The 12679-nt window shown below is 43.3% G+C and carries 16 protein-coding genes; 7 read left to right on the forward strand and 9 right to left on the reverse strand.

Annotation, left to right across the window (positions count from 1 at the left end; all coding sequences use genetic code 11):
* Nucleotides 1–59: 59 nt before the first annotated feature.
* The gene (locus tag R8N49_RS00345; RefSeq protein WP_005375302.1) at nucleotides 60–668 is read right to left on the reverse strand and encodes a hypothetical protein; all 609 of its coding nucleotides are present in this window, start codon (nucleotides 666–668) and stop codon (nucleotides 60–62) included.
* A gap of 191 nt (nucleotides 669–859) precedes the next feature.
* On the opposite strand from R8N49_RS00345, the gene R8N49_RS00350 reads away from it, so the two are divergent.
* Nucleotides 860–1969, forward strand: coding sequence for a 1-acyl-sn-glycerol-3-phosphate acyltransferase (locus tag R8N49_RS00350; protein WP_005385027.1), 1110 nt, complete (start codon nucleotides 860–862; stop codon nucleotides 1967–1969).
* A 73-nt stretch (nucleotides 1970–2042) separates the two neighbouring features.
* Here R8N49_RS00350 and R8N49_RS00355 read toward each other — a convergent pair whose 3' ends face one another.
* The gene (locus tag R8N49_RS00355) at nucleotides 2043–2642 is read right to left on the reverse strand and encodes a hypothetical protein (RefSeq protein ID WP_042521566.1); all 600 of its coding nucleotides are present in this window, start codon (nucleotides 2640–2642) and stop codon (nucleotides 2043–2045) included.
* Nucleotides 2643–2959: 317 nt separating this feature from the next.
* Between R8N49_RS00355 and R8N49_RS00360 the strand changes: the two genes are divergently transcribed.
* A complete protein-coding gene (locus R8N49_RS00360) occupies nucleotides 2960–3232 on the forward strand; it encodes a YnjH family protein (RefSeq protein WP_053307874.1) in 273 nt (90 codons plus the stop codon).
* Nucleotides 3233–3320: 88 nt separating this feature from the next.
* Here the strand turns inward: R8N49_RS00360 and R8N49_RS00365 are convergent, their stop codons facing one another.
* Nucleotides 3321–3620, reverse strand: a complete 300-nt coding sequence (locus R8N49_RS00365) for a YfcZ/YiiS family protein (protein ID WP_005375307.1) — start codon at nucleotides 3618–3620, stop codon at nucleotides 3321–3323.
* A 607-nt stretch (nucleotides 3621–4227) separates the two neighbouring features.
* Here R8N49_RS00365 and R8N49_RS00370 point away from each other — a divergent pair.
* Nucleotides 4228–4689, forward strand: coding sequence for a TetR/AcrR family transcriptional regulator (locus R8N49_RS00370; protein WP_005385033.1), 462 nt, complete (start codon nucleotides 4228–4230; stop codon nucleotides 4687–4689).
* A gap of 112 nt (nucleotides 4690–4801) precedes the next feature.
* Here R8N49_RS00370 and R8N49_RS00375 read toward each other — a convergent pair whose 3' ends face one another.
* Genes R8N49_RS00375 through R8N49_RS00400 form a run of 6 tightly spaced genes read right to left on the reverse strand, consistent with a single transcriptional unit; the run spans nucleotide 4802 to nucleotide 9383 of the window.
* Nucleotides 4802–5584, reverse strand: a complete 783-nt coding sequence (locus R8N49_RS00375; protein WP_005385036.1) for a heme ABC transporter ATP-binding protein — start codon at nucleotides 5582–5584, stop codon at nucleotides 4802–4804.
* Nucleotides 5584–6621, reverse strand: coding sequence for a FecCD family ABC transporter permease (locus tag R8N49_RS00380; protein WP_053350537.1), 1038 nt, complete (start codon nucleotides 6619–6621; stop codon nucleotides 5584–5586). Before R8N49_RS00380 ends, R8N49_RS00375 begins: the two co-directional genes overlap by 1 nt.
* Before the next feature lie 9 nt (nucleotides 6622–6630).
* Nucleotides 6631–7500 (reverse strand): heme/hemin ABC transporter substrate-binding protein, encoded by an 870-nt coding sequence (locus R8N49_RS00385; protein ID WP_005375320.1) that lies wholly within the window; start codon nucleotides 7498–7500, stop codon nucleotides 6631–6633.
* 28 nt (nucleotides 7501–7528) lie between these two features.
* Nucleotides 7529–7942 (reverse strand): ExbD/TolR family protein, encoded by a 414-nt coding sequence (locus R8N49_RS00390; protein WP_005375322.1) that lies wholly within the window; start codon nucleotides 7940–7942, stop codon nucleotides 7529–7531.
* Nucleotides 7939–8637, reverse strand: a complete 699-nt coding sequence (locus R8N49_RS00395; protein ID WP_186585145.1) for a MotA/TolQ/ExbB proton channel family protein — start codon at nucleotides 8635–8637, stop codon at nucleotides 7939–7941. Before R8N49_RS00395 ends, R8N49_RS00390 begins: the two co-directional genes overlap by 4 nt.
* On the reverse strand, nucleotides 8637–9383 hold the full coding sequence (locus tag R8N49_RS00400) for an energy transducer TonB (RefSeq protein WP_064354554.1): 747 nt from the start codon (nucleotides 9381–9383) through the stop codon (nucleotides 8637–8639). Before R8N49_RS00400 ends, R8N49_RS00395 begins: the two co-directional genes overlap by 1 nt.
* Before the next feature lie 160 nt (nucleotides 9384–9543).
* Here R8N49_RS00400 and hutW point away from each other — a divergent pair, with 160 nt between their 5' ends.
* From hutW to R8N49_RS00420, 4 genes are all read left to right on the forward strand, one after another.
* Complete coding sequence (gene hutW / locus R8N49_RS00405; RefSeq protein WP_186585147.1) at nucleotides 9544–10914, forward strand: heme anaerobic degradation radical SAM methyltransferase ChuW/HutW; 1371 nt, start codon at nucleotides 9544–9546, stop codon at nucleotides 10912–10914.
* A 32-nt stretch (nucleotides 10915–10946) separates the two neighbouring features.
* On the forward strand, nucleotides 10947–11450 hold the full coding sequence (gene hutX / locus R8N49_RS00410; protein WP_186585149.1) for a heme utilization cystosolic carrier protein HutX: 504 nt from the start codon (nucleotides 10947–10949) through the stop codon (nucleotides 11448–11450).
* Between the two features lie 56 nt (nucleotides 11451–11506).
* Complete coding sequence (gene hutZ, locus R8N49_RS00415; protein WP_005375331.1) at nucleotides 11507–12037, forward strand: heme utilization protein HutZ; 531 nt, start codon at nucleotides 11507–11509, stop codon at nucleotides 12035–12037.
* Between the two features lie 97 nt (nucleotides 12038–12134).
* Nucleotides 12135–12671, forward strand: a complete 537-nt coding sequence (locus R8N49_RS00420; protein ID WP_186585151.1) for an ATP:cob(I)alamin adenosyltransferase — start codon at nucleotides 12135–12137, stop codon at nucleotides 12669–12671.
* Nucleotides 12672–12679: the final 8 nt, after the last annotated feature.

Raw genomic sequence — 12679 nt, forward strand, 5'->3', positions numbered from 1 at the left:
CTACTTTCTGTATCCGTAACTCTACGTAATGCTGAAAACGTAGCTTGTTAAAGAGCAAGTTATAGCGCTTCTCCAAAGACTAAAAAGCAAAGCTGTTCATATTCTTCGGTGTTACCAGCAAAAAGAGAGTCAACAATTTGCTCTTCCTTCTTCCCCGACAGTTTCATTTTTCTTGCTTCACGTAGTGTTAGTACCAAGCAAAGCTCTTTAGAAATATTCATGTCACAGCCAGGAGTCCATTGATTGATGGTTCTCGTTAACGTTGAGTGCGCTAGTTTAGGAGACAGCGTCAATACTTCATGTCTTACTACTGTCAGTAGATCGGTTTGCAGATCCGAGCGTTCGGCAGTTGTTGCTAGCTTCTCGACGAGCGCTTTTAGTAGCGGTGAAGGCTTCACAAAGCCCGCCTGTTGTGAGAAGTCGTCATTTAAACGCACAGAAAAATCACAACGATATACACGAGAATTAGGTAAAAAGGTGAGGGAGCTCAAACATCCTTGAGGAATCCAAAAATATTGGCCTGGTTCAATGGCATACTCCTGCTTACCCAATTTAATGACGGCTAACCCTTCGATGACAGACAGTAGACTGTGCTTCAATGCTTTTTTACGCGCAGCTACATCAAGAAAGGGGTATTTAGCGTCGTGAAATTCAATTGCGTAGTTCATTATGAGTACCAGTGTTTTTTGGCGCTAAGGGTAACGTTAAACCCATACGATTCCAACCTGCAGAGAGAATTTTTTAGCATGATAAATGGTGGCTTAACTGGTATGACCATGTTAAAAGTATGGGTTGAAATGCTGCTTGTCAGCAAAACTATGCGTAAAATGTGCCAGCTTTTTTTGATATGTAATGAACAATGACAGCCAATACCGATCCTTATATTGAAATTCGTCCTTACAACGACGAAGAAATTCCAGCAGCGCTGGATCGTCTAATCCAAGATGATGAATTTATCACTGCTATCCTAGAACATCGCTTTGCTAATAAAGCAGCGTGGTTCAAAACGCTAATGAGCCCGATCCTGCGCATCTACCTGAAAGCCAAGTGGAGCAAGCTTGATTCTGTCGAAGCAATTCAGATTGAAGTGAAGAAGTACCTGAAAGATACATTGAATAAGACAACGGATGGCGTCACTTTTTCTGGTTTGGATAAGCTGGATAAAAACACGTCATACCTATTCGTTTCTAACCACCGTGATATTGCGATGGACCCTGCGCTCGTAAATTATGGCTTGTACCAAAGTGGGCACCGTACAGTTCGTATAGCGATTGGCGATAACCTGCTGAAGAAGCCATGTGCGACAGAATTGATGCGACTCAATAAGAGCTTCATCGTTAAGCGCTCTGCTAAGGCGCCTAGAGAAATGATGAAAGCATTGGGACAACTGTCAAGCTATATCAAACATTCGCTTGATACTGGCAATTCAATTTGGATTGCCCAAAAGGAAGGTCGTGCTAAAGATGGAAACGACTTTACTGATCCTGCGATTTTAAAAATGTTCCATGTTGAAGGTCGTAAACAAAAGATCAGCTTTGGTGAGTACACGCGTTCTCTGAAAATCGTTCCTGTCTCGATTGCCTATGAAAATGATCCATGTGACATTGCCAAAGCAAAAGAGCTGTACGAAAAAGCAGAAAATGGCCGCTATGAAAAAGGCGAATTTGAAGATATCGAAAGCATCATTCAAGGTATCGTTGGCTATAAAGGCCGTGTACATGTTGCGTTTGGTGATGTGATTGAGCAAGAGTTTGAAACGCCGGAATCTCTTGCTGGTGAAATCGACCGCCAAATTCACAACAACTACAAATTGTACCCAATCAACTTGTTAGCTGCTGGGCATGAAGATTCGAGCATCATTACGGAAGCGGTTAAGCGTCATCTCGCGGATAAGTTGGATCAGCTACCTGAAGGCGCAAGACCTTATTTGGTGGCGAGCTATGCTAATCCTGTGAATAACCAAGAGTAATCTTCGTCACTGAACTCGTTGATTCAGAATGCCTTAAAGCCTCGGTCTGACGGGGCTTTTGTTTATCTGCTCTTTAAGGTGCGACGGCGCCACCAAGGGTTAAATTGCTAGGCCATTTGGTGATCCTGTTACCACCTAAATAGATATTCCTTTTCACCGTCATTGTGTCTGGAAATACTTTCAGCGCTGATCCTCCAATATAAAGATTACCATCAACCACCAATCCTTCAGGAAGTTCAGAAATGGGAGTGCGAATAACACTTAGATCACCTTTTACTCGAAGTTTAGCTGGAAGCGCTTTTAACGGTGTATCTGTCAGATTTAGGTAACCGCCTAGTTTGATGCCTTTAGGCCAGTTTTCGATCTTACTACCTAGTAGGTTTGCATAGCCTTTTATCTTTGTTCCTGAGCGAATAACTTTGAGTGCGCTGTTAGTTGCTTCCAGACTGCCTTCGACATCAAGCCCTTTAGGCAAGGTTTTGATAGGGGTTTGTGAGATGTTTAAGTTGCCCTTTACCACTAGGCCAGAGGGTAGTTGGGTGTAAGGCTTGTTTCTAAGATCAAGATTGCCGTAATTATCGATGTGACCAAACTTAGAATAGTAATCTAGCTCATATGCCAAAGGAGACGAGCAGAGTAGGATTGAAGTAAGGCATAGGGAAACAAAACGCATAGTCAAAGAGTTAGTTAAATACCGAGATCAACAGGTGCTTATCTTATACTTAAATAAACCTATTATGCATTTTTTGCTCACAGTTTTTGATTCATAACTTAAATATTCAAATTAGAGATACACGTTAAAAGTGCGCTTCTTTACTGAGCTAAGTAACTTCAAGCTTACTAAAATTAGATAAATTAAATGATTGAATGTGAAGCAGACCCAAGTGTAGAGGTGAGAAAAATATCAGTAGATATTTGAATAATATGAGATTCTTCCAAGAACTTCACAAGGGTCCTTGTTAGTATTATTGAGGTTTGAGGGAGATTTTCATGAAGTTAAAAAGTGTATCTATTTTTACCGCTGGTGTTTTTGCAGTACTGCTGTCGGGTTCCGTTTTTGCTAAATCATACAGTACACCAGAAAACAAAGCGCTAATAGTTGCTGACGGTAAGGTAGGTCAGCGTATCTGTTACTACGATGATAAAGCCTACACCACAGGGGCCGTGATTAATGTTGAAGGCGTATTACTGATGTGTACCGCTGAGAACGATTTTGAAACCAATGGCTCGTTAAAGTGGGCCGTGTTCAAAAAAGATAAATAAACGCGCCGAAGTTGTCTGTTTCATTTAGAGCGGTTTAAGATTAAGAGATTGGAAAAATAAAAAGCGAGCATCATGCTCGCTTTTTTCATTAACGCGCGAGTGAGCGAGTTTTTAATTCAAAGATAAGTTTTTCAGCACTTACTTCAAATTTGAATCGAGCCGTCGCTTGGTTAGATTCTTCGGTTATTTCTGAAACATTGTATTCAACATCAGCACATACTGATTTAGCGAGCTCGATGTATTTTTGTAGTTCAGACTCTAGCTCTGTTTTTGTCTGTGCGAAAACCGTTACGTCGGCAACTTCGTCACCTTCTTTGATGATAAAGCCTATCTCGCCAGCACAGCCGCAGGCCTCACATACTTGGTTTTTTTCTAATTCGACACTCATAACGAATCCTCTTGTAAATACTAAGGGTATTCTATCAGGTATTTGATCTGTATCTACAAAAATGACGACTTTTGCGTAAAAAAGGAACAGAGTAGGCACTTGTTAAGTAAGGGTTAAAGATTGGATTACTAAATCATCAAGAACGTTAATGTGATATATATCAACATTTAAAATCAATTAACGAACATAGTGACGAGATTTTGCTCAGTCCAGTTGAACTAATGGTTAATTTATAAGACTATTTCTTGATTGATTATTTTTAATAATTATCATTCTTGGTCTTTGAATAGTTTCGATGAATAATTGGCGCAAGGTTTTGATGAGACTAACTTTTCGCCTTATTTTGAGTAGCATGTATTGACAAAAACATAACTGAAAATTACACATTACGCAGTGTAAAGACGTTATGGTTTGGAACTCGACATGATATTAAATAGTCGCAATACATATACCCAAAGCGCTTTCAAGTGCAGTGCTTAGCAACCTGATTTCTAGGTTTTCGCTAATCGAACCGCATCGGCGAGCCGGGTATAATGCTAAGAATGATTTCATTCTGGCCTCATTTAATAGTGAGTTAGATGGATTTACAAAGAGAAGAGCTTAAAATATGCCAAAGCGTAGTAAAGAAGATACCGAAATCACTATCCAAAAGATCATGGATGCCGTTATTGATCAGCTACTCAGATTAGGTTACGACAAAATGTCGTACACGACGCTAAGCCAGCAGACAGGTATATCGCGTACCGGTATTAGCCATCACTTCCCTAAGAAAACGGACTTCACCGCCGCACTGGATGGCCGTATCTTTAAAATGTTTATTGAACACTTAGAGTTTGATAAAGGATTAAATGCATTTTCACAAAGTTGGATTAAAGCGCTGGAAGATGCTGAGTTTCTCGCGATTTTACGACTGCTATTCCATCACATTGTCACCGCTGAAAATGCGCAAGAATTTGCTGCTAATGGTATTGACCGCTTATACAAAATGGTTGAAAGCCAGTTTGGTGCGGGTGGTGACAAAGAGCTTGAGTGGTTGATTGGTCGATCATTGATCCAAATGAGCAAGTAATAGCCTTTAAAGCCCCAAATTCTGCCACTATCAAAGCAAAGGCCCGCAATTCTCATATTGCGGGCCTTTGTCGTATCAAAGTGTTTTAGAGACGGCTTAGAGGAGATACGCTTTATGCTGCGGCATGCACTTGAGGGAAGTCTAGCGTCGGATGTTTTGTCACAATAGATCGATAGCCATAAACTTGCTCAATGCGCTCTGACGTTAGTGCATTCCATGGCGTGTCATCACAAACTAGTTTCCCGTTATGCAAGAGTACAAGGCGGTCTGCGTACTGAGAGGCTAGATTCAAGTCATGTAACACCACAACCACCGCAGCGTTCTGTGCTTTTGCCGTTTCACGAGCAATTTTTAACGTGTTGTGTTGATGGGCGAGATCCAACGCTGAGGTAGGTTCATCAAGCATTAAGATTCGTTTTTCGCCAGATTGATGTAGTTGTGTCATCACTCGTGCTAGATGCAGTCGTTGCTTTTCTCCACCAGATAAAGACGGGTACAGGCTTTCTGCTAAATGCAATACGTCGGTTTGTTCCATGTAATGTAAAGCCAGTTTAGTGGTTTCTTTATTGGACAGTGATAGCGGTATTGCCCCCAGCTCTACTACTTCTCTGGCTAGAAATGGGAAGGTTAAGGTGCTGTGCTGCGGGAGCATTGCAATATGTTTGGCGCTTTTTTCAGGCTCCCAATCATGCTTTTGTTTACCGAAGTAGGTGATGTGATGATTCGAAGAGATCTCACCGCATAGAAGCTTGAGTAAAGTACTTTTACCTGCGCCATTGGGGCCGAGTAGGGCGGTCACTTCACCAGCTCGGATATCAATGTTGATGTCATCGAGCACCACACGGTTGCCATATGTCATCGAAATGTTTTTCCCCGATAAAACGATCTGGTTCATTACAAAATCTTCCCTTTTTGCTGGAACAATAAGTAGATGAAAAAGGGCGCGCCAATCAATGCGGTCACGATTCCAACTGGTAATTCAGCTGGTGCCACGGCAACACGAGCAAACATATCTGCGGCAGTAAGAAGCAGAGCTCCCATTAAGGCAGATATTGGTAATAGCGTTCGATGGTCAGGCCCAGCGAGCATGCGCCCTAAGTGTGGAATCACGAGCCCAATAAAGCCAATTGCACCACTGATGCTCACCGTAATACCAACACCCAGTGCAGAAAGTAAAATAAGCTGACGTTTGAGTTTTTGAACCGGAACTCCTAAGTGTCTTGCTTCTGATTCCCCTAACAACAGAGCATTCAGCGCCATCGACTTCTTCTGAAACCAGAGCAATAGGATGACGAGTGTTATAGCAGATAGAGCAATCCCTGACCAATTTGCACCAGCTAATGAGCCCATCGACCAAAGCGTCAAATCTCGCAGCATCTGATCATCTGCGATAAAGTTCATGTAGCCAATCGCAGCCCCCGAGAGCGCGCTGATGGCAACGCCGGCTAACAACATAATTGTAACTGAGGTACCAAACTTACTTGTGCCGAGTTTATAAACGAGAATAGTCGTTAGTGCACCGCCAAGGAAAGCAAAAAGAGGCAGAGCCGCTAAGTTCATTAGTTGCGGATAGTTTTGGCTAAATTCAGCAAATACAACAATAGCGAATGCACCACCAAGAGCAGCGCCAGCAGACACACCAATGATACCAGGCTCGGCTAATGGGTTACGGAACAAGCCCTGCATAACCACACCACAAATTGCTAAAATGGCGCCGATGAACATACACAAAATGGTGCGAGGCAATCGGATTTCGTTAATGACCAACTGAATGTGAGGAGCGAGATCAGAACTGCCTCCCGTTAGGCTACGCAAACTGTCAGCAAAGCTAATGTTCATTGGGCCAACGGTAATAGAGGCGATAGCAATAAATGCTAAAAATCCACTAAGCACTGATAACGTCGTTGAAAGGGGGATGCGTCTTAACAACATGTCATGTCTCTATGGGTAAAGCAGTGCATTCAAGCGTTTAGCTTCTGCAAGGCTTTTAAGGCCCAAACCACCTACCAGAGCATGACCATCAATCGTTATGATGTCTTTGTTCTTTCCAGCGGGTGTTGCAGCAAGAAGCGGCATTGCTTTTAAAATTGCATCGGCACCACCCAACGTTTCATAGCTGCGACCACTAACAAGAATCACGTCAGGCTGCATCTCTACCATCGCTTCTGTGGATAGAGGCTTGTAAGACGAGAGTTGTGTAGCGGCTGGGTTTTGTCCGCCGGCGAGTTGAATAATTGCATCGGGTGTCGTTTGTGAGCCCGCCACATTTGCAGGTCGCCCTTCATGGATCAGCAGAAAGAGCACTTTCTTTTTCTTTGCTTGATCAGGCTGGTTTGCATTGAGTGCTTGTACTTGCGCCTGGACATCTTGCTTTAAGCTTTCAGCTTGAGCTTTGCGATCCATAAGGTTCGCAATTTGATCAATACGTTGATAAAGGCCCTCGACATTTGCATCAGTATTAACGATTTCTACATCTACGCCAGCCGATTTCAATTGGCTCAATGTTGTTTTCGGCCCCATCTCATCAGAACCAATGACTTTTGTCGGACGTAAGGCGAGCAACCCCTCCGCTGAAAGACGACGATGGTAGCCCACTTTAGGCAGTTCCATTCCTTTTGGTAATTGACTGGTGACGTCGATAGCAACCAAGCTATCTTTAGCGTCGAGTTCAAGCAAGAGTTCAGTGACGGCGCTGCCTGCGCTAACAACGCGCTCTGAGGATGGCGTTTCATTGGCAAAAAGTTGACTACTCGCAAGTAGGGAAATAGCTGCCGTGACAACAGCATGAATAGTGATGCGTGTGTTCTTCATTTTGAAAGGATCTCTATCTTACTTATTTTTATGATGGCTCTTCAGTGAGTAACTGAGTAGCTTGAATTCCGTTTTCTTGTAAAAAGCCGAGAAGTTGTACTAGCGACTGAATATTCGCGGTTTTTTCTGCTCCAATTACAATTGGTTTATCGCTTGATTTACTCTCTTCTAACAGCGCGAGGGTAAAGTTGTCCCAATCGATGTATGTCTTGCCGTTAATAGCCCAGTAAGGCTCGTCTTTAAGAATATTTACCGTGATGGATTGCTTATCGACATCTGCAACAGCCTGAGATTCTGTGCTCGGTAAATTGACGTCTAATGAATCGAGTTTGACCGCTGCGGTTAACATCAGGAAAACCATGACGATAAAAATAATGTCTAACAGCGGTGTTAAATCGGGGGTTAAACCGTTACGACTATTTTCTTGTGGTGTTTTAATCATTGAGTTGCAGCCTCAATCTTCTCAGAAGAGCGAAGTGTTACTTTTGAGTGGTCTGGCGAGACATGCTGTAACGAGATACCTTCAAGCCATAAGTTGACGTAGTTTAAAGTGTGCTCAAGCTTGGCGATTACACGATCCGCCCACAAACCAATGATCTGCGCTCCTGAAATGGCAGGAAGTGCGATAATGAGACCCGCGGCAGTGGTGCGCATAGCAAGACCTAGGCCGTCAGCCAAATCATTCGGAGTGATATTCCCCGTTGAAACCGCGATGCCTTTAAACATGTCAATTAAGCCAAGTACCGTACCAAGCAAGCCAATTAAAGGACTGATGACACCAATCAGCGTCAGCAAACGAAGGCCGGAATGCAGCTGATGGCGTTTTTCTTGCAGCCAAATACCTGCGGCATCTTCTCTTAAAGATTTCGAGAAAGAATGATGAGCAAGCAACATCGCAACACCACGGTACAGAAGCGGCCGCTTATTCGACAACTCTTCAGCAAGTGCTTCAAGCTCGCTCCCATTTGTTCGGTCTAATCCTGTGAGCTTTTGGCGAATGGCTCGCTTTCCTACACCAAGGCTAATTAACACATGGAATAATCGCTCGGCGATGATCATCACGGTTAGAGCTGAGCAAATGATCAAAGGCCATGTCATCAGCCCAAATTGAGTTTGTAATTCTTGTAGTTGTTCCATTATCCATCCAACTTAAAACGAACAGGTACTTGTACTCGGTGAGCGACTTTTAGCCCACCTGAAATATGTGGTGTAAATTGCCACTGTTTGATCGCACGAAGTGCTGAGGCATCTAGCGACTCTGTGCCGGAAGACTCAATCAAAACCTGTTTAATCTGGTTACCATTCTCATCTAGCCATATCTCATACAAGGCTACACCTTCAATACCGCGTCTTTGTGCAGACCTTGGGTAACGGGGTTGTGTTGGTTGACTCACAAACGTTGGTTTGTCGACCAAGACAGGCTGAGACGTTGCCCCTTTGGATTGGCTCGCAGGTGCGGATTGTTGAGCTACCGTCTCTTTCTTCACCGGTTCCGTTTTTTTCTTTGGTTTCGCTTCGGGCTGAACCTTTTGCTTTGTTACGGTTTTGGTGGGCTCGACCGCTTTAGGTTTAGATTGTTTAACCGGTTCAGGTTTTTTCTCTACTACCTTCTTCTTAACAGCGTCTTTCTTGACGACCTGTTTTTTTACAATCTTCTTTTCTGGTTCAGGTTGGTCTTGAGGCTGCTGCTCTTTTGGTGGTGCTACATTTTCTGGTGTAGATTTTTCGACAGCTGGAGGAGCAGACACAAGATTTAGACTTACCGAACTTGCTGGGTTTCCAGCCGGCATCGCGAACACCTTTGTCTCTTGAGAAACAAAAAGAAGTGCGGCATGGATGGCAAGGGAAGCACCTCCTGCAATGACATATCTTTGTACGTTCACGGAATATCTCGGGAAACTATGAAAACTTGGGCAGATTATTACTTACAATGGAAATAAGATCAATTATCAATTGCATTATCATTACGCTCAAATTATGATTCTTGCAGAATTTTCAAGATCAGCTTCCATCCCTTACATGATGGGAGTTAAGCGAGTATATATGAGCGTCGATATCGATAAGCTTGATGAATCAGTGTTGGGCAGTGATAGTCCTGATCCATTGCGATTTGCTTTTGTTAAGAAGCATTCTGCACATGCCGGGGGAGCGAGCGTACCTGTGCCCTCGTCTCAACAACAGGCGATTTTTTCGAGTATTACGGCTAACTCAATTAAAGCGACCAATAAACGCTGTCTTTATATTCATGTTCCGTTTTGTCGCGTTCGTTGCACTTTTTGTAATTTCTTTCAAAATGCTGCAAGTCGCACACTGGTTGATGAGTACTTTGAAACATTAATGCAGGAGCTTAGAGAGAAAGCGGCATTACCTTGGACACAAAATGGTATTTTTCACGCCGTATATATCGGGGGCGGAACGCCAACGGATCTATCTCCAGTACAGGTTCGTGTGTTAGGCCAGGCTATCCGAGACCACTTTCCTTTGGCTGCAGACTGCGAAATCACCTTAGAAGGTCGCATCAATCGTTTTTCTGATGAGTTGTATCAAGGCGCTTTAGAGGGTGGGTTTAATCGTTTCTCTTTTGGTGTGCAAAGTTTTAATACACAAGTGCGCCGCAGCGCAAAACGTTTAGATGATAGGGAAGATGTCCTCAAACGAGTGAGCGAGATCGCCAAAGAAGACAAAATTCCGGTCATTATCGATTTACTCTATGGCTTACCTTATCAAACCAAAGAAGTGTTAGAGCAAGATTTAAATGATTTCCTCTCGACTGGCGCACACGGACTGGATTTGTATCAGTTAGTGGTTGGCGGGTCAGCTCCCATGCTCAACCTCGTAGAAAAGGGAAAAATCCCGCCACCTGCGACCACACCAGAAAAAGCGGGAATGTATGAGCTCGGTGTGAACTTTATGGCCAAACACCATATGAAGCAACTGAGTGTGAACCATTGGGCAATCGATAACCGCGAGCGTAGTTTATACAATAGTTTAGCCAAGACTTATGCAGAGGTATTGCCAATTGGCTGTGGTGCTGGAGGTAATATCGGTGGCTACGGGATGATGCAACACCGCACACTAGAGACCTATATTAAAGCGGTCAAAGAAGGTCAAAGCACCATCGCGATGATGATGAAGCAAAGCCCTCTAGAACCACTTTTTTCTGCACTCAAATCTGCGTTTGACCGTGGCATTGTTCAAGCAAATCAACTTCCATCATTTATGGGAGAGGACGCGTTCGGGTTTTTATTGCCTCTATTTAAAGTGTGGCAAGCGAAAGGCTTAGTACAACTACATGAACGTAGCGCAGTCCTTACTCTTGCAGGCAGCTTCTGGGCTGTGTCATTGGCTCAAAGTTGTATTCAGGTACTCACGTCAGAGATGAACGAAACCGTACCGAAAGCATCCAATAATTAATGAAAACAAATTGAACAAAAACGGAAGACACAATGGAATCAATCAAGCAACAAGTTGAAGTATTACTAGAGCAAGAACCACAATTATTGCCAGCTGCGATGGCAGAGCGTCTTGGCATTTCCGAGTTTGAGGTTGTTGCGGCTCTACCTCAGGAAATGGTGGCTATTGCACCAGGAGAGCAAGCGCAAAGCATCTTAGAAAGTTTGGTTGGTTTTGGCCCGGTGACGACCATCGTCCACTCTTTTGGTTCTATCTTTGAAGTTAAAGCGCCGTTTCCAAAAGGAAAAGTGGCGCGTGGCTATTACAATTTAATGGGTAGAGAAGGTGAACTGCACGGCCACCTTAAATTAGATAACGTTAAAAATGTCGCATTAGTCAGTAAACCGTTTATGGGTAGAGAGAGTCACTATTTTGGTTTTTTCTCAGAGTGCGGAAGCAATATTTTCAAGGTTTATTTAGGCCGTAACGAAAAGCGCGAGTTGATTGAAGATCAAGTCACCGCATTTCGCGCCCTACAAGCCGAATTAAAAAAGTAATCACAAACATAATCGAGGCTTAACTCGAATACTAATTAGTAAAGTCAGGTATCAATATGGATCAACAAGTTAAACAAGAGCGTTTGCAAGGTCGTTTAGGGCCAGAGATCAAAGAGTTTCGTCAGGAGCGCCGTACACTTCAGCTTGCAACTGTCGATGCAGAAGGTCGCCCGAATGTAAGCTACGCGCCTTATGTTCAAAACCAGGAAGGTTATTTCGTTCTCATTTCTAAAATCGCTCGTCATGCCCGTAACCTTTTAGAAAATCCAAATGTTTCATTGATGATGATCGAAGATGAAGAGTCTTCAAAGCAGTTGTTTGCTCGTAAGCGCTTAACTTTTGATGCGGTAGCAAATGTAGTTGAGCGAGACACAGAGATGTGGCAACAAGTTGTTGGACAAATGAAAGAGCGTTTTGGTGAGATTATTGATGGTCTAAGCCAGCTAGAGGATTTCGTTTTGTTCAACTTAAAGCCAGAATCGGGGCTATTTGTTAAAGGTTTTGGTCAGGCGTATCAAGTGTCTGGTGATGATTTAGTCGATTTTGTTCACCTTCAAGAAGGTCACAAGAAAGTCGAAAGTGCCTGATTGTAAACCGATCATATGAATGTCGATCATTTGGCATAATGAACGTTTAAAGGGAGTTAGGTTATACTGACTCCCTTTTTTATATTGGAACAAAAGCATGAAACCTGTAAGCAAGGAATTGAGCGAGATTTGCTATCCGTTTATTTACGAGGACAGTCCGGTTTGTGACTTTGAAATTACAGCAGATGAACTTTGTAGTCGTATTGGCCTTGTTCTCGCTATGGAGTTGGACGAGTTTAGCCGCGATATACTGACAAGAATGCAGCCTAATGTTTATCATCTAAATGGTTCGGTTCGCGGAAAATTAGCGATTACAGAGACGGAAGTTGAAGAGTTAAAGGCCGATTATGCTTTGCTCAAGCAACGTATTGATGGCGGCTTCAAAGGCTTTGTTCTACCCGGAGGGCACTCGGCAGCCAGTCAATTGCATTTGTGCCGTTGCCAAGCTAAAAAAACGGTACGAGCATTAGTTGCCGTTGAACATACAGGTAAGAAGCAGCCCGCACCTATTTTGTTTCGTTACGCGAACTTATTAGCGAATGTACTTTACAGCCTAGCTTCTTATATTAATCATACTCATCAAGTCAAAGAGACGGAATTCGTTTCTCGTAGTTACGCGATGCCAAAGAAGTGAGCTGAGAA

It is taken from the genome of Vibrio sp. 1978, assembly GCF_033344345.1.